This window comes from Bradyrhizobium sp. 87 (assembly GCF_023073015.1).
In the GTDB taxonomy this organism is placed as follows: domain Bacteria; phylum Pseudomonadota; class Alphaproteobacteria; order Rhizobiales; family Xanthobacteraceae; genus Bradyrhizobium; species Bradyrhizobium canariense_D.
Genome location: NZ_JADPIQ010000111.1, coordinates 18,645 through 43,917, shown reverse-complemented (window position 1 = coordinate 43,917; position 25,273 = coordinate 18,645). Strand labels below are relative to the sequence as shown.

Genomic DNA, 25,273 nt, shown 5'->3' with positions numbered 1-25,273 from the left:
GATTCAACCCGCACACATCATCGCATGGTCCTTCTGGCGCAGAGCTCACCAGGCTGCCGCTCAACGCGCCCACTTCAAATCAAAAAAGCAACTGTAATGTTAGGCCTTCTCGCCGATCCGGCTTTCCTTGCCGGATTGCAGCCGCTTGATGTTCTCGCGATGGGCGTAGAACAACAGCAGCGTCAGCACCGCGGCCATCGCCGCAAGTGCGAGATGGCCGAACCACCACAGGAACAGCGGCGTGATGAAGGACGCCACCAGCGCCGAGAGCGAGGAAAAGCGGGTGGTGAAGGCGGTCGCGAGCCATAAAAGGCAAAACACCAGCGCGGCCGGCCAGAACAGCCCGAGCAGAATGCCGATATAGACCGCGACGCCCTTGCCGCCGCGGAACTTGAGCCAGACCGGGAAGAGATGACCGAGGAAAGCGCCGAGTCCGGCCAGCATCGCGGCGTTGGGACCCGCGATGTAGCCGGCGATCACCACCGCCACGGTGCCCTTGAGCGCGTCGAGCAGCAGGGTCGCCGCGGCCAGACTCTTCCGTCCGGTGCGCAGCACATTGGTGGCGCCGATACTGCCCGAGCCGATCGAGCGAATATCCTGCGTGCCGGCGAGCCTGGTCAGGATCAGTCCGAACGGAATCGAGCCGAGCAGGTAGCCGATGACGAAAGCGACCGGCAGAAACAATTCAAGCGCCATGTCTGCAAATTCCCTGGCTGCAGCTCCGCACGTCAGACATGCTCGTACACTGTCCGTCCGCCGACAATGGTGCGCACCACGCGGCCTGTAAAGCGGGCCTCGTCGAACGGGGTGTTCTTGCAGGGCGATTTGAGGTCGGCGGGATCGACCACCCAGGGCACATCGGGGTCGATCACGATGACGTCGGCGGGGCTGCCCGTGCGCAGGGTTCCGCCAGGCAATCCCAAAATCTCGGCCGGCCGGGTCGACATCGCCCGGATCAGCGTCTTGAGGTCCAATTCGTCATTGTGCACGAGGCGCAGGCCCGCCGGGAGCATGGTCTCCAGCCCGATGGCGCCGGGGGCTGCTTCTGCGAAAGGCAGGCGCTTGACCTCGACGTCCTGCGGATTGTGATCGGACATGATGACGTCGACGAGGCCGGAGGCGACGGCGGCGACCAGCGCGCGGCGGTCGTCCTCGGTGCGCAGCGGCGGCGACAGCTTCAGGAACGAACGGTAAGGGCCGATGTCGTTCTCGTTCAGCGCAAGGTGGTTGATCGAGGCCGAGGCGGTCACGGCTAGGCCGGCGTCGCGGGCGCGCTTGAGCACGTCGAGCGACTCGATGCAGGTCAGCGAGGCCGCGTGATAGCGGCCGCCAGTGAGCGCGACCAGGCGCATGTCGCGCTCCAGCATCACGGCCTCTGCCGCGTTCGGGATGCCCATCAGGCCGAGCCGCGAGGCGAACTCGCCCTCGTTCATCACGCCTTCGCCGACGAGATCGCGATCCTCGGTGTAGTGCACGATCAGCGCGTCGAAATCGCGCGCGTAGGTCAAGGCGCGGCGCATCACCTGCGCATTGCTCACGCTCTTGTCGCAGTCGCTGAAGGCGATCGCGCCAGCCGCCTTGAGGAGGCCGAACTCGGTCATCTCCTCGCCGTGCATTCCCTTGGTCAGCGCCGCCATCGGCTGGATGTTGACGATCGCGGTGTCACGGGCGCGACGCATCACGAAGTCGACGGTCGCCGAGTTGTCGATCACCGGCAGGGTATCGGGCTGGCAGATGATGGTGGTGATGCCGCCGGTCGCAGCCGCCTGGCTCGCGGACGCAAACGTCTCGCGATGGCTGAAGCCCGGCTCGCCGACGAAGGCGCGCATGTCGATCAGGCCGGGGGCGACGATCTTGCCGGCGCAGTTGATGACGTCGGTGCCCTCGGGGACGCCGGCAGCGCCAATGCCGCGGCGGGTCTCCCGGATGATGCCGTCGGCGATCAGGACATCGCCGGGGCCATCGAAATCCCTGCTGGGGTCGACGACGCGGGCATTGGCAAGCAGGATGGGTCGGCGGTCGGTCAACATGAGCATCACGCGTTCGGCAGGTTGCGGGCGAGCGCTTCCAGCACCGCCATGCGCACGGCCACCCCCATCTCCACCTGTTCGCGGATCAGGGACTGCGCGCCGTCCGCGACCGCGGTGTCGATCTCGACGCCGCGGTTCATGGGGCCGGGATGCATGACAAGGGCGTCTGGCTTGGCGTAGGCGAGCTTCTTCTGGTCCAGCCCGAAATAGTGGAAATACTCGGAAGTCGACGGCACGAAGGAGCCGTTCATGCGCTCGCGCTGGAGCCGCAACATCATGACGATGTCGGCGCCGTTGAGTCCCTCGCGCATGTCGCGCGCGACCTCGACGCCCATCCGCTCGATGCCGGGCGGCAGCAGCGTGGAGGGGCCGACGACGCGGACGCGGGCGCCCATCGCGTTGAGCAGGATGATGTTGGAGCGGGCCACGCGCGAATGCAGCACGTCGCCGCAGATCGCGACGACGAGGCCCTCGAGGCGGCCCTTGTTGCGGCGGATGGTCAGCGCGTCGAGCAGCGCCTGTGTCGGATGCTCATGCGCGCCGTCCCCGGCATTGATCACGGAACCGTCGACCTTGCGGGCCAGCAGTTCCACCGCGCCGGAGGCGTGATGGCGCACCACCAAGATATCCGGGTGCATGGCGTTGAGCGTCATGGCGGTGTCGACCAGCGTCTCGCCCTTTTTGATGGACGAGGAGGACACCGACATGTTCATGACGTCGGCGCCCAGCCGCTTGCCGGCGAGCTCGAACGAGGATTGGGTCCGGGTGGACGCCTCGAAGAAGAGGTTTACCTGCGTCCGTCCACGCAGGACGGTGCGCTTCTTGTCAACCTGGCGGTTGAGCTCGACATATTCTTCGGACAGGTCGAGGAGGCCGGTGATGTCGGCCGCGGAAAGGCCCTCGATGCCCAGCAAATGCCGGTGGCCGAGGACGAAGGTCGATTTCGATGTCATTAAAGCGAGAGCTATAGGCGGGGATGGCCGGGGGGGCAAGGGCCAATGCCGGGGCGGGGAGTTATCCCCCGATCTGTCGGTCTTATCGCTGGCGTGAGCTGTCCCCGTCTTCTCCGTCATGCCCGGGCAGAAGCGCGAAGCGCGTCTTCGCGCTAGACGTCCCGGGCATCCACGTTCTTAAGGTGCTGTCGCAGAAAAGGCGTGGATGGCCGGGACAAGCCCGGCGATGACGAAGGGGAGATTTCCGCTGAAAACAACTCTAATAGCGCTCTTGGTCGCGGCTTTTGTTTCCGCGGCCCACGCCCAATCGCTTCCCGGCGGTTTCGTCTATCTGCACGACATCGAGCCCAGCATCATCCAGGACATCCGCTACGCCACCTCGAACAATTTCGTCGGCCGTCCGCTCGCCGGCTACGGGGCCGGCGAGTGCGTGGTGAAGCGGGAGGTTGGGCTGTGGCTGAAGGTGGTCCAGCAGGAACTGGCGGCGCAAAATCTCTCGCTGAAAATGTTCGACTGCTACCGGCCGGCGCGGGCCTCGCTCGACATGGTCAGGTGGTCGCAGAACGGCCACGAGACGGCCGCCGAGCGGCGCTACAATCCCAAAATTCCCAAGACCGAGCTGTTTCGCCTGGGCTATATCGCTAGCCGCTCGCAGCATTCGACGGGCGCGGCGCTCGATCTCACGCTGGTCGATCTCAAGGCGGACAATTCAGGCAAATACGACCCGTCAAAGTCCTACGCTGATTGCACGGCGCCGGTCGAGGCGCGATTGCCGGAGGGCAGCGTCGACATGGGCACCGGCTATGACTGCACCGACGTGAAAGGGCATACCGCCGCACCGACGATCAGTCCGGATCAGCGCGCCTGGCGCAAGCGGCTCGTGGCTGCGATGGCAAGGCAAGGCTTTGTGAACTATGCGAAGGAGTGGTGGCACTTTTCACTGCCGGGGGCGGGCGGGGCGCCGTATGATTTCCCGATCCAGCCGCGGCGGAACTGATTCCGCGCCGAGGACACGAGATGACCCAGCCCAGCTTCGCGACCCACGAGGTCTTCAACCAGTCGCCGCCGTTCGAGGACGTCGATCTGTTCGCCGCGGACCAGCCGCTGGTCGCGGCGGTCAGGGCCAATGGCGCTGCGGCGGCGGAACCGGAGCTCTCGGAGTTCGGCAAGCATTGGGGCTCGGCTGCGATGGCCGATCGGGGGCGCGTCGCGAACGAGAACACGCCGAAGCTGCGCACCTTCGATGCCAAGGGCAATCGGCGCGACCAGGTCGAGTTTCATCCGGCCTATCATGAACTGATGGCCCACAGCGCCCGTGCCGGCGTGCACAATTCGACTTGGACCGCGGATGGAAGACCCGCGGGCGATGCCGCAGAGGTCATCCGCGCGGCAAAATTCTACATGGCCTCGCAGGTCGAGACCGGCCATCTCTGCCCGATCACGATGACGCGCGCCTCCGTTGCGGCGCTGGCGATGCAGCCTGATCTGCGCGCCAAGGTCATGCCGGTGCTGTCGACGAAAAGCTACGATCCCAGCTTTGCGCCGTGGTGGGAGAAGCGCGGTATGACGCTCGGCATGGGCATGACCGAGAAGCAGGGCGGTACCGACGTGCGCGCCAACATGACGCGCGCGGTGCGCGAGGGAGGCGCCTACCGCATCACCGGCCACAAATGGTTCATGTCGGCGCCGATGTGCGACGCCTTCCTGGTGCTGGCCCAGGCGGACCAGGGACTGACCTGTTTCTTCATGCCGCGCTTCGCGCCGGATGGTTCGGTGAACGCGATCCAGTTCCAGCGGCTGAAGGACAAGCTCGGCAACCGCTCCAATGCGTCGTCCGAGGTTGAGTTCGTCGGTGCCTATGCGGAAGCCATCGGCCACGAGGGCAAGGGCATCCGTACCATCATCCAGATGGTTCAACTCACGCGGCAGGATTGCGCGATCGCCTCGGTCGGCCTGATGCGCTCGGGGCTCGCCCACGCGCTGCATCACACCCGGCACCGCAGCGTGTTCCAGAAACATCTCGCCGATCAGCCGCTGATGCAGGCGGTACTCTCGGACATGGCGCTGCATGTGGAGGCGAGCACGGCTGTGGTGATGCGGCTCTGCCGCGCCTTCGATCGGACGCCGCGCGATCCGGTGGAGGCCGCCTACATGCGGCTGCTGACGCCTGCGATCAAATACTGGACCTGCAAGAGCGCGCCGCCGTTTCTCTACGAAGCCATGGAATGCCTCGGCGGCAACGGCTACGTCGAGGACGGCATTCTGGCGAGGCACTACCGGGAGGCGCCGGTCAACGCGATCTGGGAAGGCTCGGGCAACGTCATGTGCCTCGACGTGCTGCGCGCGCTCTCGCGCGAGCCGGAGGCGGCGATGGCGGTGCTGCAAGCGCTTGCTGCCGAGACCAAAGGTCTGCCGGGGGCAGAAGATGCCGTCTCGTTCATCGGCAAGGCTTTCCGGCGCGCCGATGGCGAGCGCGTCGCGCGCCTTGCGGTCGAGAAGCTGGCGCTGCTTGCGGCCGCCGCCGCGCTCAACGGCGTGTCACCGCGTCAAGCAGAACTGTTCGCCGCCACGCGCCTCGCCACGAACCACGCCAGCATGTACGGCGCGGTCGAGCTCGAGAGCGGCGACGTGTGCACGCTGCTGGAGCGGGCGCTGCCGTGAGCCTGCCAAACGAAAGCCTCCTGATGGACTCCCTCAATCCCGATCTGCCGCCGCTCACCGAGACGCCGGCGCCGCCGCGAGTCTGGAAGTTCTGGGGCACGGCGCTGTGGGGCATCGCTATCTTCGCAGCCATGTTCGTCGGGCAGATCGGGGCCATCGTCTATCTGGTCTGGGTCGCCCGCGACCCAATCGACCTCCCATCGATGCAGCACATCGGTCGCGAGCCGGCGTCGCTCGCGTTTTCGGTCACGATGGGCCTGCCGGCGACGATGGCCGCGGTGTGGCTGGCCATCCGCATCAAGAAAGCCTCCTTCGTCGACTATCTCGCGTTCTATTGGCCGTCCTGGAAGCAACTCCTGTTCGGCGCCGTCGGGCTGATCCTGATCGTGGTCGCCTGGGAGACGATGTCGCGGAGTCTGGGCCGCGAGGCGACGCCTGGCTTCATGACCGACCTGTTGAAATCCGGCCGCGACAAGGGCGCGGCATTGATGCTGCTGTTCGCCTTCAGCGTGGCAGCGCCGATGTCCGAAGAGGTCCTCGCCCGCGGCTTTCTGTTTCGCGGCTGGTCGGCGAGCTTTCTGCGCGTGCCCGGCGCCATCATCCTGTCGTCGCTGGTGTGGACGGTCGTGCATCTGCAATACGACCTGTACTTCCTCGCCGAGGTCTTCTCCATCGGCCTGTGGTTCGGATACATGCGCTACCGCAGCAGCTCGCTTTGGCTCACGATCGTGCTGCACGCGCTGAACAATCTGACGGCAGTGGTGCTGACGATGTGGCTGGGGAGTTAGGTCACCAGCGCGATCGCGATCGGCATGGTGATCGCCGCCAAAATCGTCTGCAGCGTGATGATCTGCGCCAGCAGCGGTGCATCGCCGCCCATCTGGCGGGCCAGCACATAGGCGCTGGTCGAGGTCGGCACCGCGGCGCAGATCGCGACGATCGCGAGGCTGTCGCCGGACAGTCCGAACCAGACGGCGAGCACCAGCGCGACCGCGGGCATCAGTACCAGCTTGAACACCACGCCGATGGCGGCGCCCACGCTGGGGCGGAGCAGGCCTTCAAGATGCTGTCCGGCGCCGGTGACGAGCAGGCCGATGGCGAGCGAGGAGCGGCCGAGTGCGTCCGCCACCTCATGCCAGATCTTCGGCAACGGCAGGTGGATGACGTTGACGACGAGCCCGATCACGCAGGCCCAGATCAGGGGATTGCGGACAACCGTCATGACAACGGTGCGCGCGGATGGCTTCTTCGGCGCTGCGTAGTGGGCGAGCACCGCGACGCTGAGGACGTTGACCAGCGGGATGATCGCCACCATCGCGACGGAGGCGAGCGCCAGCCCGACCTCGCCGAACATATTGGCGGAGACAGACAGCGCCACATAGGTCTGCCAGCGGATCGCGCCCTGAAAGATCGAGGTGAAGGCGGGGCCGTCGATATCGAGCCGCGAGAGGGCCGGGCGGAGCGCGAGGCAGAGCAGCGACATCGCGAGCGCCGACAGCAGCAACGCGCCGCCGACGCCGGCCACCGGCACCTTGGACAGGTCGGCCTTCACCAGCGTCTGGATCAGCAGCATCGGAAACAGCACGAAATAGGTCAGCCGCTCCAGCCCGTTCCATTGCGTGTCGAGCCGCATCAGGGTGCGCTTCAGCACCACGCCGAGCACGATCAGGATAAAGACGGGGAGGAGCGCCGCGATCACGACGGCCATGGATCAGTCAGGCCCCGGGGCTGCGCGCAGATTGGCGAGGCGGTCGAGCGCGCCTTGCAGGATGAAGATCGCGGCGTGCTCGTCGATCACTTCGGCGCGCTTGGCGCGGCTGACGTCCATGCCGATCAGTTCGCGCTCGACCGCGGCGGTCGACAGACGCTCGTCCCAAAGGCCGATGGGCAGCGCGGTCAGGCCGGCGAGGTTGCGGGCAAACGCCCGGGTCGATTGCGCGCGCGGGCCCTCGCTGCCGTCCATGTTGATGGGCAGGCCGAGCACGAAGCCGACGGCCTTGCGTTCACTGGCGATCGCGAGCAGCCGGGCGGCATCCTGCTTGAACGCCTTGCGCTGGATCGTTTCGACGCCGGTAGCTAACCGGCGGTCTGGATTGGAGACGGCAACGCCAATTGTCTTGGTGCCGAGATCAAGGCCGACCAACCCGCCGCGTTCGGGCCAGTGGGTTGCAGCATCGACGAGAGGCAGGATAAGAGCCGGCATAGTGTTAGCGCATATCACGCGTCGCGCTACGGAGTGAACCCGGAACATGGATGCGCTGACATTATTCGGCTTGTTCGCCGTGACAGCGATGCTGGTCGCTTACGTCCTGGAAGACCGCAGCCACTGGTTCGTGCTGATGTTCGCAATGGCCTGCGTGCTCGGTTCGGCTTACGGCTTCCTGCAAGGGGCCTGGCCGTTTGGCGTGGTCGAGGCTATCTGGGCCGTCGTGGCGCTGCGGCGCTGGCATCTCAGGCCGCGATGACGTCGTCGTCTTGCTTCAGGCAGGCGGCAAACCCGTTCAGTGCACTGGTTTGATGTCCGGCACGACGCTGGATGAAGAGCGTCTCGACCTGCGCGTGCGAATGGCTCAGCGCGTGGATCGAGACGCTGCCGTTGATCGCACTGCGTTCGACCACGGCGCGCGGCAGCAGTGTCACGCCCATGTCGGCGGCGACACAGCCGATCATGCCGTCGAGCGTGCCGAGTTCGAAGCGTGCGGCTGACGGCCAGCCGAACTCGACAAAGATTTGTTCCAGCCGCTGCCGGTAGGTGCAGCCCGTGCGGAACGTCAGTGCGGTCGGGCCCGAGTCCGGCGTGCCGGCGCGCAGCTCGGCGAGCGTGGCCCAGCGCCGCGCACTGGCCAGCACCAGCTCTTCGCGGAACGCGCTTGTCGCGGTAAGATCGGAATGCACGATCGGACCTGCGACGAAGGCGCCGTCGAGCGTGCCTTCGAGCACGCAGGCGACGAGGTCGGCGGTGGGCGCGGTGCGCAGGCTCAGCCGGACGGCGGGAAAGCGGCGATGATAAGCGGCCAACAGCGGCGGCAGCCGCACCGCTGCGGTCGTTTCCATCGAGCCGATCGCGAGCGGTCCCTTGGGCTCGCCGTCGTCGCACGCCGCGAGCACGGCCTCGCGCGCTAGTGCGGACATCCGTTGCGCGTAAGGCAAAAGGCGCTTGCCCGCGCCGGTCAGGGTCATGCCGCGGCTATGGCGTTCGAACAGCGGCGTGCCGATCTCGGCTTCCAGTGCCTTCACGCGCTGGGTGACGTTCGACTGCACCGTGTTGAGCTCTTCGGCCGCGCGGGTGATGCCTCCGGTCCGGGCGACGGCGGCGAAGGTCTGGATGTCGCTGAGTTCCATAACATCGTTTCGCTTTTGAGATGGTAGCGTTCGTTAGAATTCAATTTTAGAGAATGGTATTCTGAACTAATGTTTGTGTCGAGAGCGGAGGAGCCATGCCGATCACCACGCCGCTGACCCAGCTCCTGGGGATCAAACATCCGATCCTGCTGGCTCCAATGGACACGATCGCCGGCAGCCGGCTGACACGGGCTGTCAGCGAGGCCGGCGGCTTCGGGATCCTGGGTGGTGGCTACGGCGATCAGGAACGGCTCGAGGCCGAGACCAGGCAACTAAGCGGCTTTGCTTCGTTCGGTATCGGCTTCATCACGTGGAGCCTGGCAAGACAGCCAAGACTTCTCGACATCGCACTCGACGCCAATCCGCAAGCGATCATGCTGTCATTCGGCGATCCCGCACCATTTGCAGCGCGCATCAGGGCGTGCGGGGCGCGCTTGATCTGCCAGGTGCAGAGCGAGGACATGGCGAAGCAGGCGCTCGATGCCGGTGCGGACATCCTGATCGCGCAGGGTACCGAAGCCGGCGGCCACGGCGCATCGCGCACAACCGTCGATATCGTACCTGCGATAGTCGATCTCACGGCCGGCCGCGTGCCGGTGGTTGCCGCCGGCGGAATTGCCGATGGTCGCGGGCTCGCCGCGATGATGATGCTGGGCGCCTCCGGCGTGCTCATCGGCACGCGCTTCTATGCGAGCGTGGAGGCCAATGGCGCGGAGGAAGCCAAGCAGCGCATTCGCGACGCTGATCCCAATGACACGGTGCGCGGCGTCATCGTCGATTGGTCGCGCAGCCTGTTCTGGCCGGCCCCGTTCACCGCGCGAACGCTGGTCAATGATCATATCAGGCGATGGACCGGCCGCGAGGTCGAGCTGATGCAGCGCGCCGCCGAGGTGACCGTCGAATATGCCGCGGCAAGGGCCGCGGGCAATTTCGAGGTCGCCGCGGTCTTTGCCGGCGAGGCCGTCGGCCTGATCCATGATATTCCGTCCGCCGCCGAAATCGTCGAACGGATCGCGACCGAGGCCGAGCAACTGCTAGCCGGCCGGCGTAATTCCAGCGTGTCCGCCTAAACTGCGAGAGAACAACCATGTGGCCGAACCGTCGATTGATCGATCTCTTCAAGACCGAATTCCCGATCGTGCTGGCGCCGATGGCCGGCGTGATGGACGCGGAGCTGGTGATCGCCGTTGCGCAAGGCGGGGGCCTCGGCTCGCTGCCGAGCGCGATGCTGTCGCCGGAGAAAGCTCGCGAGCAGGTCAACATCATCCGGCAGCGCGTCTCCGCGCCGGTCAACATGAACTTCTTCTGCCACACACCGGTCGAGCTCACGGCCGAGGCGGAGACGCGCTGGAAGCAGCGCCTCGCGGGCTACTACCGCGAGCATGGCCTCGATCCCGCCGCACCCATCAATGCCGCGAACCGCGCGCCGTTCGACGCCGGCTTCTGCGAGGTCGTGGAGGAGCTGAAGCCCGAGATCGTCAGCTTCCACTTCGGCCTGCCGGAGGCTGCGCTGCTCAAGCGGGTCAAAGCGGCAGGATGTCTCGTCATCTCCTCGGCGACGACGGTGAAGGAAGCGGTCTGGCTCGAGCAGCACGGCGCTGATGCGGTGATCGCACAAGGCGCGGAGGCTGGCGGCCATCGCGGCATGTTCCTGACCGACAAGATCTCGGAACAGCCCGGCACCTTTGCGCTGGTGCCGCAGGTGGTCGACGCGGTGAAGGTCCCGGTGATTGCGGCCGGCGGCGTCGCGGATGGCCGCGGCATCGCGGCGGCGTTCGCGCTCGGCGCATCCGGCGTGCAGATCGGAAGCGCCTATCTGCGCTGTCCGGAATCCAAGGTCAGTGCGGCGGCCCGCGCGGCGCTCGCTGAGGGGCGGGATGATTCCACTGTCATCACCAATGTCATGACCGGGCGGCCGGCGCGCGGCGTCCAGAACCGCCTGATGCGCGAGGCCGGCCCTATTTCGCCGGACGCGCCGCCATTTCCCCATGCCGCAACGGCGCTGGGACCGCTCAAGGCTGCGGCCGAGAAGCAGGGCAGGGTGGATTTCACCAATCTCTGGGCCGGGCAGGCGATCGCCCTGGGCCGCGAGGTCCCGGCAGCTGAACTGACCCGGGATCTCGCCAAATCGGCGCTTGCCCGGATGAAGGCGTTGGGCGGATAGGTCCCTAAAGCGCGATGAGCTTCGGGCGAAGCCTCATCGTGCTTTAGGATCTTGTTTGCGCATGATCTTTTCGGAAAACCCCTTCACACTTTTCCGGATCATGCGCTGGCGCCGGTTGCGGCGCAAAAGCGGCCTCTGCTATACGGCACATAGGTTTTTGCCGTGAGAGGCCTTATATAATGTCCGTCGACGCCGCTACCGTCCGCCGCATCGCGCATCTGGCGCGCATTGCGGTTTCAGAGGGCGAGGTTCCGCATCTGCAGGGCGAGCTCAACGCCATGCTCGCCTTTGTCGAGCAGCTCTCGGAGGTCAATGTCGAGGGCGTGGAGCCCATGACCTCGGTCACCCCGATGCAGATGAAGAAGCGGCGGGATGTGGTCAATGACGGCGAGATCGCCGACGATATCGTTGCCAACGCGCCCGCGATCGAAGGCCACTTCTTTCTGGTGCCGAAGGTCGTCGAGTAACTTTTAGGACGTGGTCCGATGTGCATGCTTTGCGACGACGAGAAGGCCTATCAGGCTTACATGAACTATCTCGACAAGATGGAGCGGCAGGGCAAGGCTGCCGACCCCAACGTCGCCGTCAATGCCGTGCTCGACGAGATCGAGGCGGCTGCGAAAGCGGCCGCCAAGAAAGACGACCCGGCCAACGACAAATCCCTGTCTCCGTTCTTCTGCAGCCCGATTAATAAATGACCGATTTGACATCGCTGACGCTCGCGGAGGCCCGCAAGGGCCTCGCGGCAAAGACTTTCACGTCCCTCGAGCTGACCGACGCGCATCTGAACGCGATCGAAGCCGCGCGCGTGCTCAATGCTTTCGTCATGGAGACGCCCGACCGCGCGCGCGACATGGCGAAGGCCGTCGACGAGAAGATCGCCAAGGGTGACGCGGGGCCGCTCGCCGGCATTCCGCTCGGGATCAAGGACCTGTTCGCGACCAAGGGCGTGCGCACCACGGCGTGCTCGAAAATCCTCGGCAACTTCGTGCCGACTTACGAGTCCACGATCACCTCGCAGCTGTGGCGCGATGGTGCGGTGATGCTGGGCAAGCTCAACAATGACGAGTTCGCGATGGGCTCGTCGAACGAGACCTCGTGCTTCGGCCCGGTCGGCAATCCCTGGCGGCGTGATGGCTCCAACACGACGCTGGTGCCGGGCGGCTCGTCTGGCGGCTCGGCCTCCGCCGTGGCGGCTCTGCTCTGCATGGGCGCGACCGCGACCGACACCGGCGGCTCGATCCGCCAGCCGGCGGCGTTCACCGCGACCGTCGGCATCAAGCCAACCTATGGCCGCTGCTCGCGCTGGGGCATCGTCGCCTTTGCCTCCTCGCTGGACCAGGCTGGTCCGATCGCGCGCAGCACGCGCGATGCCGCGATGCTGCTGCGCTCGATGGCTGGCCACGATCCCAAGGACACGACCTCGGTCGACATAGCCGTGCCGGACTACGAGGCCGCGATCGGCAAGTCCGTGAAGGGCATGAAGATCGGCATTCCCAAGGAATACCGTCTCGACGGCATGCCGGCCGAGATCGAAAAGCTTTGGGAAGCGGGCGCGGCCTGGCTGAAAGCGGCCGGGGCCGAGCTCGTTGAAGTGTCACTGCCGCACACCAAATACGCGTTGCCGGCCTATTACATCGTGGCGCCGGCGGAGGCGTCCTCCAACCTCGCGCGCTATGACGGCGTGCGCTTCGGCCTGCGCGAGCAGGGCCGGAACGTCAACGAACTCTACGAGAACACCCGTGCAGAAGGTTTTGGCGCTGAGGTGAAGCGCCGCGTCATGATCGGCACCTACGTGCTCTCGGCCGGCTATTACGACGCCTATTATTTGCGCGCCCAGAAGGTGCGCACGCTGATCAAGAAGGACTTTGAGGATTGCTTTGCCAAGGGCGTCGACGCGATCCTGACGCCGGCGACGCCGTCGGCAGCCTTCGGCATCGGCGAGAAAGGCGGCGCGGACCCCGTCGAGATGTACCTCAACGACATCTTCACGGTGACCGTGAACATGGCGGGCCTGCCGGGCATCGCTGTGCCCGCCGGCAAGGATGCGCAGGGCCTGCCGCTCGGCCTGCAGCTGATCGGCCGTCCCTTCGACGAGGAGACGCTGTTCTCGCTCGGCGAGGTGATCGAGCAGGCCGCCGGCCGCTTCACGCCGGCGAAATGGTGGTGAAGATGGCGGCGTATATCGCCAGCCTCGACGGCGCCGCGCCGCCGCCGGACCTCAGCGCTCCACTTGCCGCACTATGGTGGGCCGCCAAGGGCGACTGGGACGAGGCGCACAAGATCGTCCAGGACGAGAGCGGCCGCGCGGCCGCTTGGGTGCACGCCTATCTGCACCGGGTCGAGGGCGACCTCGGCAACGCCGGCTATTGGTACCGCCAGGCCGGCCAGCCCGTGGCAACGGATTCATTACAGGCAGAGTGGGAGCGGATCGCTGCCACGCTGCTCGGGAGCAAGCCATGAACGCACCTGCCGCACCCCACAAACTTCTCAAGGGCTCAACCGGTGACTGGGAGATGGTCATCGGCCTGGAGGTCCACGCTCAGGTGACGTCGAACGCGAAGCTGTTCTCCGGCGCCCCCACCGCATTCGGCGGCGAGCCGAACTCGCATGTGTCGCTGGTTGACGCGGCGATGCCGGGCATGCTGCCTGTGATCAATGAGGAATGCGTCAGACAAGCTGTCCGGACCGGCCTCGGGCTGAACGCGCAGATCAATCTGCGCTCGGTGTTCGACCGCAAGAACTATTTCTATCCAGACTCGCCGCAGGGCTACCAGATCAGCCAGTACAAGTCGCCGATCGTCGGCGAAGGCGAGGTCGTGGTCGAACTGGACGGCGGCAAGACCGCCACCATCGGCATCGAGCGGCTGCATCTGGAACAGGACGCCGGCAAATTGCTGCACGATCAGTCGCCGACCATGTCCTATGTCGATCTCAACCGCTGCGGCGTAGCGCTGATGGAGATCGTGTCGAAACCCGACATCCGCGATGCCGAGCAGGCCAAGGCCTATGTGACCAAGCTGCGCTCGATCCTGCGCTATCTCGGCACCTGCGACGGCGACATGGAGAAGGGATCCTTGCGCGCCGACGTCAACGTCTCCGTGCGCAAGCCCGGCGCGCCGCTGGGCACCCGCTGCGAGATCAAGAACATGAACTCGATCAATTTCATCGGCCAGGCGATCGAGTACGAGGCCCGGCGCCAGATCGAAATCCTCGAGGACGGCGGCGCGATCGACCAGGAGACCCGGCTCTACGACCCCAACAAGGGCGAGACGCGGTCGATGCGGTCCAAGGAAGAGGCGCACGACTATCGCTACTTCCCCGATCCCGACCTGCTGCCGCTGGAGTTTTCGCAAAGCTTCGTCGACGAGTTGAAGGCTGAGCTGCCCGAGCTGCCGGACCAGAAGAAGACGCGCTTCGTCGCGGATCTCGGCCTGTCGGCCTACGACGCCAGCGTGCTGGTCGCCGAGCGCGAGAGTGCCGTGTTCTACGAGACCGTGTTGGAGAAACTCGCCAACCGCGCGCGCGACGGCAAGGTCGCCGCGAACTGGGTGATCAACGAGCTGTTCGGTCGTCTCAACAAGGAAGGCCGGGATATTACGGACTCTCCGGTCGATGCCGCACAGCTCTCAGGGATCATCGACCTGATCGGCGAGGGTACGATCTCCGGCAAGATCGCCAAGGATCTGTTCGAGATCGTCTGGCAGGAGGGCGGCGATCCCCGCGCACTGGTCGAAAGCCGCGGCATGAAGCAGGTCACGGATCTTTCGGCGATCGAAAAGGTTGTCGACGACATCATCGCGGCCAATCCCGACAAGGCGGCGCAGGTCAAGGACAAGCCGCAGTCACTCGGCTGGTTCGTCGGCCAGGTGATGAAGGCATCCGGCGGCAAGGCCAACCCGCAGAGCGTCAACGAGCTGCTCAAGTCCAAGCTCGGCATCTGACCTCGCGCGTTCGAACGAGGTGACGGACAGGCGTCGTCACCTCGCTTTCGGTTCGCGATGCGACGCTCGCGCACATCCTCTGCGACGAACTTCATCCCGATCGAACGCGACACGCCGACCGAATCGCCGTCACGCGATTCGCGCAAAACGGCGACTTGCACGCGCTCTGACGAGCGCTCGCGCCGTTAATCATGAAAATATTTTCGTTGCCAAAAGTCGCGACTCAGAGTCCGCGAAGCGCCTTCGCGAGGCGCTCGGGCGATCGGCAGGATGCATCATTGCAACGATCGTGCGCGATGCACGCGTGCAAGAAAATACTTGCTGCATAGTGTTTTTCTACAATCGCATCTTCTGCAAACGTCGATGCCGCGGGCACTCTCTGCGATCGCAAGCACACCTCATGCAGTCCGTTTGCATCGCGTTCGCCAGCGCAGGCGCGTTTCGCCGTCAACACTTCTTTAAGCGAGACGCTGTTTTTTTCGTTGTGTTGGTGTATTCGGGATGAGTGTGCACTCGATCCCCGACTGCATGCAGCGATTAAGCCATCTCACACATCGGAGGGCAACATGGCCAAGAAAGCTAAGAAGGCAAAGAAGGCGAAGAAGGCGAAGAGCGCAGTGAAGAAGACTGCGAAGAAGACCCGCAAGGTCGCCAAGAAGAAGTAACTTCGCTTTTTGAAGTTGCCGGCTCCTAGAGAGCCGGCACGTCATCAGCGCCTCTCAAAAGGTTCTGGTCGACGATAGAGGGTGTCGGCGAGACATCAGGTCAACGGTCGGATTGTTCTCTTCGCGGGTTCGCTCGCTAAGCCCGGTCCGCCAGAAGAAACAAGTTTTCTTCGTTCGGTGCGGCTCTCCGTAAGGGGCTCCGCAATTTCACAGGCGGCCTTCGGCCAACGTGGAATCTGGTCCTGACGTGTTCGCCGACGCCCTCGTTCTCATGAGGCCGGGGTATTGCCGGCATTCCCATATCCCGACATCGTTGATCTGACCGCGATGTGGCCGTTCTGCCCTTGAGCAGTCAGGGTTGTCGCATATGACGTCAGCGGCGCCTGAGCGAGCACCTCGTCCTTCGAGAGGACCGCTTAGCGGTCCCCTCCGGATGAGGCTCGGCTGCATCCATCTACGTTGATGCTGCCGCATCCTCATCCCTCATCCTGAGGGCCCGCCGCAGGCGGGCGTCTCGAAGGATGGCCGCAGTCGAGCTTCCACCCATATACTTCTTCATATGCGCGCCCTGCTTGAGCAGGGAGGCTGCAGCGCAATTGCAGGCAGTTCGCGCACCTCTTCTCCATTCGCGGTGTCATCGCCCGGCTCCGACCGGGCGATCCAGTACCCCGCAGCTTCTCGTGGGACCATTGCTGTCTCTGGAATACGGTGACGACAGCAGGCGGGGACACCACAGGACGCGCGTCACCGTGCGCAATGGTTATCGTTCTCCCAAAATCCCAAGGTAAACCGAATCTGACGAATTGCAGAAGTCCCTGCAAAATAGGGATTTCCTGCATTTGTCGTGCGCGCCTGGCGCGGGCGCGTTTACGTCTGCTTCATCGCGATACTTAAACTGCCATTCAAATTTGCCCGCCATCATTACCTCCAACAAGCCGGCAAACGGCACGGGCAAAAAGCCTCGGGGATGAGTTGAACAGTTGATCGGACGGGAGCCGCGCTCGGGGTACGAGACGGCATAAGAAAAAAGGGGATGCGTTATGTTTCAGGGTACTTTCGATCTGGAGACCGCGACGCCGATCGACGCAGGCGCGCTGTCGGACGTGCTGTTCGAGCGCGGCCTCTATTGGGCGAGCGGACGCGCCGGCCTCGTTGATCTCGTCGCCGCGCACAAATGGTTCAACCTCGCCGCGCTCAAGGGCCGCAAGGACGCCGTGACGCTGCGCCAGGAGGTCGCCGGGCAGATGTCGGACGCCGACATCTCGGCCGCCCAGCGCGAGGCGAGGGCCTGGGTCTCCGCCCACTGAGCGGTGAATCACGTCCCGGCGGTCGCAGGCGAACCTGATTTTCGCTAATCGGGTTCCCTCGTGGTCCGCCATCCGGGATTCCGAGCGGCGTGAGCGATCTCGACGAGATGACTGGGCGCAGATCAGAGGCGGCGGATTCAGATCGCGCCCTTGCACTATGATCTGGGATACTTCGACCCGGAGCAGAAAACCCTGCAACCTCTCGACAACCCGTTCGGCACGAGGCTGTCACCCATGTCTTAGGTACGTTCCGTTACCCATGTCTTCGGGCCGGACAAGCTGCGGAGTGGCGGAGAGGGAGGGATTCGAACCCTCGATACAGCTTGAGACCGTATGACGCTTTAGCAAAGCGTTGCCTTCAGCCACTCGGCCACCTCTCCGGTGCGAGCCTTATGCATCTAATTACTTGGGCTGGTCAATTTGGAAGCGTGTGTTTTTGCTCGAATATTCCCAGCGAATTCCGAAACCAGGCGGTTTGCTCTCGGCCCGAGAACGTAACGCCGCGATAACGGACGCCAAGCTGGAGGTTCTGGCGCTTGTATTAAGAGTGGTTCTGGCGCGCATAAAGGCTCCCTTCATCCATATAAACGATTGATTTTGCTTTCAAATTGGATCGGATGGCCCGCGTGTGGGACGACTGCCTTCGTCGCCGACCGCCTCTATCAAGTGATTCATTTGCAAGCGATTGATTTGATTGTCTCTTTCCGCGATTCGCCACAAACTATGAGCGGTGATTGCCCTCAGATCGGCCGACGGGGCCCCGTGTCAGGGCTGCGGGAAGGGCGCTCTCACTATTAGTGGGATCATTCGCTCGCCGGCCGAGGATCTGCCCCGTCGCGCCAAGCGTCGCCGCAATCAGGGAGGGCCTTGTCTGGCGATTTCTCTTTCCGTGGAAACGGCTTTGGAAATCAAAGCAGGGATGATCTGGCACGCTGTTTCATTCTTCAACTGTCAGGACTCCGCCGCTACGGATCTCATCTTACAATAGTCAGGACGTAGAGCATCCAGCTGGGTAGCTCACTGCGAGATATCGATAGGCAATATCCCGACCGCTTCGAGACGTACGCGTTTTCAATCGGTCCTGACGACAACAGCGATCTCCGCAAGCGGCTCGAAGAGTCATTTCATCGCTTTGTCGATTGCGAGACAAGCTCGACGGTGAAGTCCTGCAAGCGATCGACGATGCGCAGATCGATATTTTGTCGATCTTGCAGCCGCTTGATGGTCAGGCCAGCCAGTTCCCGAAGGGCTGGCGCACGGCGAGTCCCTGGTTGATTCCACGATTCGGGCGCCCCAGACCCACAGCGAGGCGTCTCCACGGATGTGAGGGGCTGGTGCCGGAACTTTTGATGGCAGATGAAGCCTGTCGAAGCAGATTCAAAGTGTTACAAAGTCGCCCTGATCACATCTTTGTGTTATTTGTGCAACACCCGCTGGAAAACACGCTCGATCGGCCGGTTCTGAAGCGTTCTGTTGTTGTGTGTGCAATGGGGTTCGGTAATTGTGACTGAGCGACGGAGGGGGCATCCCGAGGTCGTCCCGTCTTAGGTGGTTCGCTTAAGTCCCTCGCGTTCAGCGGGTGTGTCCGAAGGCGCGAAGCGACTAAGCGGTGATTTTAAGGGACAAGGGAACCAACCTTAGGGTGTCTTCACCCAGCGGATCCGGAACCTTCGCTATGGCAAACTTGGAGGTTTAACATGAAGTTGGTTAAGAGCCTTTTGCTCGGTTCCGCGGCGGGTCTGCTCGCTGTTGGCGGAGCGCAGCAGCCGATCTCCCCGTGAAGGCCAAAGCGGTCGAATACGTGAAGATCTGCTCCCTGTATGGTGCGGGTTTCTACTACATCCCCGGCACTGATACTTGCATCAAGCTGGGTGGTTATCTGCGCGCTGAAGTCGCGCTGAACACCAACTCTGACTTCAGCGGTCAGCTCACGTCGAACAACGGCGCGCGCAACCGTCTGACGAACTACTACACCATGCGCGCTCGTGAAGATCTCAACATCGACACGCGCACCGCGACCGAGTACGGCGTCGTCCGTACCTTCTTCGACGGCGTGTTCTCCTGGACCACCGGCAACTACGCCGGCACCGGCAGCGCGACCGGCACCACCGCCTACAGCAGCACGCTGGCGCTCAACACCTCGGGTGCGGCCCCGGCGCTCGTTGGTTCGTCGATCAACGGCACCGACGGCGCGACCTCCGGCGGTTCGCTCGGCGTGTACTACGCCTTCATCCAGTTCGCTGGCTTCACCATGGGTAAGGCCGTGTCGCAGTTCGACGCGCCCTGGACCAACTATCCCGGCAACAACTTCGACAGCCTCGTCGGCGGTTCCGGCACGGTCACTGGTGTCAACCAGTTCAGCTACACTGCTGACTTCGGTCAGGGCGTGACGGCGTCGTTCTCGGCGGAAGATCGGGCGGCCTACTATGATGCCGGCAACCTGAACATGACGGGCGCGAGTGCGGCCGGCATTGTTGGCGGTTCGTATGGCTCCAACGCCATCGGCGGCACGCGTTCGCCGAACCTCGTCGGTATGGTCCGTGTCGACCAGGCTTGGGGTCTGTTCCAGGCGTCGGTCGCTGCGCATGACAACCACGTTGCCTACTACGGCGCCACCGAGCCGACTGGCCATCCCGACGACAAGTGGGGTTGGGCTGCTCAGCTCGCTCTGTCGATCAAGAACATCCCGACTGGCGCGGGTGACGTGATCAACATCCAGGGCGTCTACACCGACGGCGCATCCCGCTACAACTTCCAGAACCTGGCGGGCGGCAGCTACTCGATGTTCGGCAGCTCCGGCGTTGCCTACCAGAGCGTCGGCTTCGCCGTCGCTCCGGACACCGTGTTCGTCACCGGTTCCTCACAGGAGACTGTGAAGACCTGGGGCTTCCGTGGTGCCTACACCCACAACTAGGATCCATACTGGAACACCGCGATCTACGGTGCCTACGCTCAGGCACAGTTCGGCTCGCTGGCTAAGACCACAATCTGCGGCGCAGGCGGTGCTGGCGGCGTGTTCGGCGGTCTCGCTGGTGTGACGGGTTGTAATCCTGACTTCGCCATCGGCCAGGTCGGTGTTATCACCCGCTGGACCCCGGTCAAGAACCTGACGTTCTCGGCCGACCTCTCCTGGACCCATCTGGACCAGAAGTACGCTGGTACGGTTGCTGTTGCTCCGTCCGGTGTCACAGCCAAGCCGGCCACTGTGTACGAGCTGAAGGATCAGGACACGCTCGTTCTGCTCCTCCGCGCTCAGCGCAACTGGTAAGTTCGGTCTAACGACCTGACAGAGAGCCCCGGCGGGAAACCGCCGGGGCTTTTTTTTGTACCAGGCGGACCACGGATCTCCGACATGTTCTGAAGAACGAGTGGAGTGTGGAATGATGAGTAGCTTTGGGTGATCAAGAGCTGGGTTCGGATCGCGCGATCAAGTCCACTTCAGCCGCCGCGGCAAGAGGCGGAGTCGCCGGCAGGTCCTTGAGATTCATGGCCACCACGGCGTCCAACGTGGTCTGCCCGTCTCGACCGCAACCAGCGCGAGTCGAGCGGCATAGAGCGAACTAGGCCGCGTCGACGACGTCGGAGTTCAGGCGTGGTGCGACAGCCGTAGAAGAGCCGGCCGATAGGGGGCTTGCGGATCGTCGTCCTCATTCGAGGGAATTGTGCAGGAGCCGAATTCCTGTCTGATCCGCTCGATCTCGGCGATGCGCTCGTGCAGCCGCTGCAGATGCTCCGGGGATTTCGCCCGCCAGAATCGAAATGTGTCGGCGGTGAGCGGCAGGAACGCGGTGCCGAACAGCGTCGGCTCCGGAACGACGGTTCGCCCGAGCAGCAGGAACCGCTCGGCACCGGAGACGACGAGGGTCGCGTAGCCGCGGTTTCCGATCCTCTTGATGCCATTCAGCGACCATTCGGCGAGCTTGCTGAAATAGGGCTCCTCCCGCCAGCGATCGGGGCAATGGTCATCGACGGTAACGTTGACCGCGTCCTGGCTGAAATGCACGATGATGCCCGATTTCGCCGGAAACCAGTCGTCATCCAGATGGCCCTGCAGCCAGGCGCAGACGAAGGAACGGCACATCTGCGGACGGCGCTCGTAGATGGTGCATCCAGTGCCCGTCTGCCAATGCCTGCACAGCTGGTTCACCGGCTTGTCGACGGCCGCCACTTCGAGGATATCGCAGCAGGCATTGCACGAGCCGCATTGCCGGGCTGGCTGGGCTGTCCTCGTCGGGCTGGTTCCGCGAAAACCCTGCCCGTCGCGGACCAGCAGCTTCTGCTTTTCCAGCGCATTCAACGCACGTTCGATTTTGAGACGAGATAGTCCCGTGGCGTCGATCACACCCTTCATCGTCGTCGCGCCTGCCTCTACTGCACGGGCGACGCTCAACATTGCCTGATCCATGTTTGTAGTTCTTTTCTTCTCTTATTGAGGCGCGCCCGATCCGCCCTGCACGATCTTCTCGTTCAGCTTCTCACCGTACGGTCTGGAGCACTCCGGCCCATGTTGATGGCCCCGCCTCAAACGCCGGGAGCTGACCGCGTTACCCCCTCGCGCGGATACCTTGTTATCGGATCGCCGCAAGCGAGTCTCATAGGCACGCCGCTATTCCACGCTGCCGGCGCCACGGCGCAAATCAGCCTCGATCTGCAACCGGGTGCCGCCGCCGAAGCGGGCGCGGTAGACCTGAAGGTTCTCCATGATCCGCTGCACATAGTTGCGCGTCTCGGAGAACGGGATCAGCTCGACCCAGTCGACCGCGTCGACCTTGGGGTCACGCGGATCGCCGTAGCGGTCGATCCACTTCTTCACACTGCCGCGGCCGGCATTGTAAGCGGCGAAGGTCATGATGTAGGAGCCGCGATAGTCTTCGAGCAGTCCACCGAGCTCGGCCGAGCCGAGCGTGGCGTTGTAGGCCGAATCGTTCTTCAGACGCCCCAGATCGTAGGTCCCGCCGTGCCGCTTGCAGACATAGCGCGCAGCGTCCGGCGTCACCTGCATCAGCCCATAGGCCTGCGCCGGCGAGACGACCGAGGGATTGAAGGCGCTCTCCTGCCGCGCGATGGCGTAGATGATGCTGCGCTCGACCTCGGGTCCGATCGGCGTGAATTGCGGAATGCCGTTGACGGGATAGGCATAGAAATCGAACGGCAGCCCGCGATTGAGCGCGGCCTTGCCGAGCAGCAGCATGCCGCGCGCGTCGCTGTGGCGCTGGGTGAGCTCGCCGAGGCCGGCTAGCGCTTCGGGATCGCCGTTCTCGCCCATGTCGGCGAGCAACGGTATCACCATCTCGCGCTCGTCGAGCTCGTAGAGCAGCTGCGCGGCGCGCACGATCTCCAGCCGTTCGGCACCGCGGCTGCGCGGCTGAGCGTTGAGCTCGATCTGCGGCAGGCCGAGCTTGGCGCGTGCGAGCTGGCCGTAATAGCTGGTGGATTGCTCGGCGGCCCGCGCGTAGGCGTTGCGCGCCTCCTGCTGGCGGCCTGCAGCTTCGGCGGCGCGGCCCTGCCAATAGCCGGCGCGCGCCAGCGTGGTCGGATTGACGCTGCCGATCCCGATGCGGGCAAAGTGCTGGGTGGCGGCCGCGGGATCGTTGAGGAAGCGCAGCGCGATCCAGCCGGCGGTGAACTCTTGCTCGGTCTTGTAGATGTCGCGCGAGGGCAGGGCCGCATCGCGCGCGATCAGATAGGCGCTGCGGAATTCCTCGGTGTCGATCATCTTGCGCGCCAGGAGGCGCCGTTCGATCCACCATTCGTCGAGATTGTAGAGCCGGCCCGGATCCTTCGGTGCCGACAGCATGAGCTGGGCGGCTTCCGCAAATTTCTCCTCGCGGCGCAGCAGCTGGATCTTGCTGAAGATGAAGCCCGGATCGCCGTGCAGCTCGCGCGGCACGGCTTCGAGCAGCGCACGAGCGTTCGGCGCTTTCTTGAGGGAGGCGATGCGGGCTTTGGCGAGTGCGACATAGCCGGCCCCGAGGCGCTTTGCAGCCCGCAATGCGGCCTCGTTCTCGCTGCCGTAGAGCAGCGTATCCATCCGCGCCTTCTGATCGCCGGGCGTCAGCAGCGCGCCGAACTGGTCGAGTGCGTTGTTTTCGGTCTCTTCCGACATCGGGTCGCTGCGCCAGGCATCGCGCACCAGACGTTCGGCGTTGGCACGGTCGCCGCGCGCCAGCATCGCCTTGGCGAGCGTGAAGCGGCCCTTGGCGGACACGGGGGATTCGTTCTCGAACCACGACCACGCGACCTGGTCGTCGCGCCTGTCGTCCCACATCGCGGCCTCTAGGCGCCGGCGCAGGAAGGTCTGCGAGGGCCAGCTCGGATTGGCGGACAGGAAGGCGCGGTAGCGCTCCACAGTCGCGCCATTGTCCTCGCTGCGAAGGATGATCCATTCCGCGAGTTTTCGCGCGACCGGATCCGAGATCGTGGCCGCGGCACTGGTGGCGTCGCCCGCCTTGCGCTTGCGCACGAGCTCGATCACGGTCTCCAGCGTGTCCTTGTCGGCTTGCGGCGTCGAGGAGGTCGCAGCAACCGCAGCCGGTGTGACCGGCTTGCGCGGGGCGGCATGCTGGCGGGTCGCCGGAGCCAGGACAGGAGCCGCGACGGGCTTGGCGGAGGCCGGGGCGGTCGGTCTGACGATGGCCGTTGCTGCCGGTGCGGGTGCGGTCTTCGGGACCGAGCCGCCAGCGGCCGGCTGAGGTTTCGGCGCGACAGCCGCAGGCTTCAGCTTGTCCTTCGCAGGTTCCTTGGCTGCGTTCTTGCCAGCATCCTTGCCAGCGTCCTTGGCAGGCTTCTTCGCGGCATCCTTGGCGGGTGGACTGGTCGGGCCCTTGCTTGCGCCCTTGGCGGCGTCCTTCGAAATGTCCTTGCCGGTTCCCTTGGACGCCCCCTTCGCGGTGTCCTTGGCGGCTGGCTTTGCGATTTCCTTCGCGGTTTCCTTGGCGGTCTCCGCGGTTGTCTCATTGGATTTGGCCCAGGCGGCGCAGCCGGCCGACAGCCCTGCCATCAGGCACACGACCAGACCGGTGGATCGCCATGCGGCGCGCGGAAAGGAGATCACGGCGTTTCGTCGCCCCGAATCAGTCAATTGGCTCAAGACCTAGCTGTACAAGATCTGGCTATATTTGATTGAATATGCGGACAAATACCAACAGCCGCTTACCTTTGCCGGGTTTGCACCACCACCGCGGCAAAATCGCGGCCTAAACCCGTGCGTCACACGGAAGCGGGTCTTTTACCGGCGGGATAGACCCGATATGAATGCGGCTTGCTCGAGATCGCCGCGTACGGAGGAAGTCCATGGCAGCCAAGACGAAATTCCGGGGATCGTTCACCGCCTTGGTCACGCCGTTCAAGAACGGCTCGCTGGACGAGGCGGCGTTCCGCTCCCTGGTCAACTGGCAGATTTCGGAGGGCACCAACGGCCTGGTCCCGGTCGGCACCACCGGCGAGAGCCCGACGCTGAGCCATGACGAGCACAAGAAGGTCGTCGAATGGTGCATCGAGGAAGCGAAAGGCCGCGTGCCTGTCGTCGCCGGCGCCGGCTCCAACTCGACCAAGGAGGCGATCGAGCTCGCCCAGCACGCTGAAAAGGCGGGCGCCAACGCGGTTCTGGTCGTGACGCCCTACTACAACAAGCCGACCCAGGAAGGCATGTACCAGCACTTCAAGGCGATCAACGACGCGATCGGGATTCCGATCATCATCTACAACATCCCGCCGCGTTCCGTGATCGACATGTCGGTCGACACCATGGCGCGGCTGTGGGAGCTGAAGAACATCGCCGGCGTCAAGGACGCCACCGCCAGCATGGTTCGCGTCTCGCAGCAGCGCGCGGCAATGGGCGAGGACTTCAACCAGCTCTCGGGCGAGGATGCGACCATCCTGGGTTACATGGCCCATGGCGGCCATGGCTGCATCTCGGTGACCTCGAACGTCGCGCCGCGGCTGTGCTCGGAGTTCCAGGCCGCCTGGGCGAAGGGCGATCATGCCACCGCGCTGAAGCTGCACGACAAGCTGATGCCGCTGCACAACAACCTCTTCATCGAGAGCAATCCGGCGCCGATCAAGTACGCGCTGTCGCTGCTCGGCAAGCTGGACGAGACGCTGCGGCTGCCGATGGTGCCGGTCACCGAGCCGACCCGCGTTGCCGTGCGCAGCGCAATGGTTCATGCCGGCCTCATCAACTGACGCGCTGGCCCATCGGGGAGCTT

The 25,273-nt window shown here is 64.2% G+C and carries 22 protein-coding genes, 1 tRNA gene and 1 pseudogene; 15 read left to right on the top strand and 9 right to left on the bottom strand.

Annotation, left to right across the window (positions count from 1 at the left end):
• Positions 1-99 precede the first annotated feature (99 nt).
• The 3 genes from plsY to IVB50_RS29530 are packed head-to-tail and all read right to left on the bottom strand — an operon-like array spanning position 100 to position 2,983.
• Positions 100-696, bottom strand: a complete 597-nt coding sequence (plsY, locus tag IVB50_RS29540; RefSeq protein WP_085357430.1) for a glycerol-3-phosphate 1-O-acyltransferase PlsY — start codon at positions 694-696, stop codon at positions 100-102.
• Between the two features lie 32 nt (positions 697-728).
• Positions 729-2,036: a dihydroorotase gene (locus tag IVB50_RS29535; RefSeq protein WP_247298825.1), complete on the bottom strand. Its 1,308-nt coding sequence runs from the start codon at positions 2,034-2,036 to the stop codon at positions 729-731.
• On the bottom strand, positions 2,036-2,983 hold the full coding sequence (locus IVB50_RS29530) for an aspartate carbamoyltransferase catalytic subunit (RefSeq protein WP_007603315.1): 948 nt from the start codon (positions 2,981-2,983) through the stop codon (positions 2,036-2,038). The genes IVB50_RS29535 and IVB50_RS29530 overlap by 1 nt, the downstream gene beginning before the upstream one ends.
• A gap of 226 nt (positions 2,984-3,209) precedes the next feature.
• Between IVB50_RS29530 and IVB50_RS29525 the strand changes: the two genes are divergently transcribed.
• Genes IVB50_RS29525 through IVB50_RS29515 form a run of 3 tightly spaced genes read left to right on the top strand, consistent with a single transcriptional unit; the run spans position 3,210 to position 6,432 of the window.
• Complete coding sequence (locus tag IVB50_RS29525; protein WP_247298822.1) at positions 3,210-3,980, top strand: M15 family metallopeptidase; 771 nt, start codon at positions 3,210-3,212, stop codon at positions 3,978-3,980.
• 20 nt (positions 3,981-4,000) lie between these two features.
• The gene (locus IVB50_RS29520) at positions 4,001-5,644 is read left to right on the top strand and encodes an acyl-CoA dehydrogenase family protein (RefSeq protein ID WP_247298811.1); all 1,644 of its coding nucleotides are present in this window, start codon (positions 4,001-4,003) and stop codon (positions 5,642-5,644) included.
• A gap of 23 nt (positions 5,645-5,667) precedes the next feature.
• On the top strand, positions 5,668-6,432 hold the full coding sequence (locus IVB50_RS29515; RefSeq protein ID WP_247298829.1) for a CPBP family intramembrane glutamic endopeptidase: 765 nt from the start codon (positions 5,668-5,670) through the stop codon (positions 6,430-6,432).
• Here the strand turns inward: IVB50_RS29515 and IVB50_RS29510 are convergent.
• Together IVB50_RS29510 and ruvX are read right to left on the bottom strand one after the other, a co-directional pair.
• The gene (locus IVB50_RS29510; protein WP_247298809.1) at positions 6,429-7,352 is read right to left on the bottom strand and encodes an AEC family transporter; all 924 of its coding nucleotides are present in this window, start codon (positions 7,350-7,352) and stop codon (positions 6,429-6,431) included. The genes IVB50_RS29515 and IVB50_RS29510 overlap by 4 nt on opposite strands.
• A 3-nt stretch (positions 7,353-7,355) precedes the next feature.
• Entirely contained in the window at positions 7,356-7,847 is a 492-nt protein-coding gene (gene ruvX / locus IVB50_RS29505; protein ID WP_007603328.1) for a Holliday junction resolvase RuvX, read from the bottom strand.
• Positions 7,848-7,893: 46 nt separating this feature from the next.
• On the opposite strand from ruvX, the gene IVB50_RS29500 reads away from it, so the two are divergent.
• On the top strand, positions 7,894-8,109 hold the full coding sequence (locus IVB50_RS29500; protein WP_018458316.1) for a hypothetical protein: 216 nt from the start codon (positions 7,894-7,896) through the stop codon (positions 8,107-8,109).
• Here the strand turns inward: IVB50_RS29500 and IVB50_RS29495 are convergent.
• On the bottom strand, positions 8,096-8,986 hold the full coding sequence (locus tag IVB50_RS29495; RefSeq protein WP_247298807.1) for a LysR family transcriptional regulator: 891 nt from the start codon (positions 8,984-8,986) through the stop codon (positions 8,096-8,098). The genes IVB50_RS29500 and IVB50_RS29495 overlap by 14 nt on opposite strands.
• 95 nt (positions 8,987-9,081) lie before the next feature.
• On the opposite strand from IVB50_RS29495, the gene IVB50_RS29490 reads away from it, so the two are divergent.
• The 8 genes from IVB50_RS29490 to IVB50_RS29455 all read left to right on the top strand — a co-directional run bounded on the left by IVB50_RS29490 (position 9,082) and on the right by IVB50_RS29455 (position 17,066).
• A complete protein-coding gene (locus IVB50_RS29490; RefSeq protein WP_018458314.1) occupies positions 9,082-10,056 on the top strand; it encodes a nitronate monooxygenase in 975 nt (324 codons plus the stop codon).
• A gap of 17 nt (positions 10,057-10,073) precedes the next feature.
• Complete coding sequence (locus IVB50_RS29485; protein WP_247298803.1) at positions 10,074-11,150, top strand: nitronate monooxygenase family protein; 1,077 nt, start codon at positions 10,074-10,076, stop codon at positions 11,148-11,150.
• A 179-nt stretch (positions 11,151-11,329) separates the two neighbouring features.
• The gene (gene gatC, locus IVB50_RS29480) at positions 11,330-11,617 is read left to right on the top strand and encodes an Asp-tRNA(Asn)/Glu-tRNA(Gln) amidotransferase subunit GatC (protein WP_247298801.1); all 288 of its coding nucleotides are present in this window, start codon (positions 11,330-11,332) and stop codon (positions 11,615-11,617) included.
• Positions 11,618-11,635: 18 nt separating this feature from the next.
• The gene (locus IVB50_RS29475) at positions 11,636-11,848 is read left to right on the top strand and encodes a hypothetical protein (protein WP_007611210.1); all 213 of its coding nucleotides are present in this window, start codon (positions 11,636-11,638) and stop codon (positions 11,846-11,848) included.
• Positions 11,845-13,320 carry an Asp-tRNA(Asn)/Glu-tRNA(Gln) amidotransferase subunit GatA gene (gene gatA / locus IVB50_RS29470; RefSeq protein ID WP_085351415.1) on the top strand — a complete coding sequence of 492 codons (1,476 nt, stop codon included), beginning with the start codon at positions 11,845-11,847 and terminating at the stop codon, positions 13,318-13,320. The genes IVB50_RS29475 and gatA overlap by 4 nt, the downstream gene beginning before the upstream one ends.
• On the top strand, positions 13,311-13,613 hold the full coding sequence (locus tag IVB50_RS29465) for a hypothetical protein (RefSeq protein ID WP_085383246.1): 303 nt from the start codon (positions 13,311-13,313) through the stop codon (positions 13,611-13,613). The genes gatA and IVB50_RS29465 overlap by 10 nt, the downstream gene beginning before the upstream one ends.
• Positions 13,610-15,094 (top strand): Asp-tRNA(Asn)/Glu-tRNA(Gln) amidotransferase subunit GatB, encoded by a 1,485-nt coding sequence (gatB, locus tag IVB50_RS29460; protein WP_204511383.1) that lies wholly within the window; start codon positions 13,610-13,612, stop codon positions 15,092-15,094. The genes IVB50_RS29465 and gatB overlap by 4 nt, the downstream gene beginning before the upstream one ends.
• A gap of 1,705 nt (positions 15,095-16,799) precedes the next feature.
• Positions 16,800-17,066, top strand: coding sequence for a hypothetical protein (locus IVB50_RS29455; RefSeq protein ID WP_085351418.1), 267 nt, complete (start codon positions 16,800-16,802; stop codon positions 17,064-17,066).
• 287 nt (positions 17,067-17,353) lie between these two features.
• Here IVB50_RS29455 and IVB50_RS29450 read toward each other — a convergent pair.
• Positions 17,354-17,446, bottom strand: a tRNA-Ser gene (locus tag IVB50_RS29450).
• 759 nt (positions 17,447-18,205) lie between these two features.
• On the opposite strand from IVB50_RS29450, the gene IVB50_RS29445 reads away from it, so the two are divergent.
• Together IVB50_RS29445 and IVB50_RS29440 are read left to right on the top strand one after the other, a co-directional pair.
• The gene (locus tag IVB50_RS29445; protein ID WP_247298799.1) at positions 18,206-18,577 is read left to right on the top strand and encodes a hypothetical protein; all 372 of its coding nucleotides are present in this window, start codon (positions 18,206-18,208) and stop codon (positions 18,575-18,577) included.
• Between the two features lie 186 nt (positions 18,578-18,763).
• Positions 18,764-20,334: pseudogene (locus IVB50_RS29440) on the top strand (porin).
• Between the two features lie 318 nt (positions 20,335-20,652).
• Here the strand turns inward: IVB50_RS29440 and IVB50_RS29435 are convergent.
• Together IVB50_RS29435 and IVB50_RS29430 are read right to left on the bottom strand one after the other, a co-directional pair.
• Complete coding sequence (locus tag IVB50_RS29435; protein ID WP_247298797.1) at positions 20,653-21,471, bottom strand: YkgJ family cysteine cluster protein; 819 nt, start codon at positions 21,469-21,471, stop codon at positions 20,653-20,655.
• A 201-nt stretch (positions 21,472-21,672) separates the two neighbouring features.
• A complete protein-coding gene (locus IVB50_RS29430) occupies positions 21,673-24,066 on the bottom strand; it encodes a lytic transglycosylase domain-containing protein (protein ID WP_247298826.1) in 2,394 nt (797 codons plus the stop codon).
• 293 nt (positions 24,067-24,359) lie between these two features.
• Between IVB50_RS29430 and dapA the strand changes: the two genes are divergently transcribed.
• Positions 24,360-25,250: a 4-hydroxy-tetrahydrodipicolinate synthase gene (dapA, locus tag IVB50_RS29425; RefSeq protein WP_007603384.1), complete on the top strand. Its 891-nt coding sequence runs from the start codon at positions 24,360-24,362 to the stop codon at positions 25,248-25,250.
• Positions 25,251-25,273: the final 23 nt, after the last annotated feature.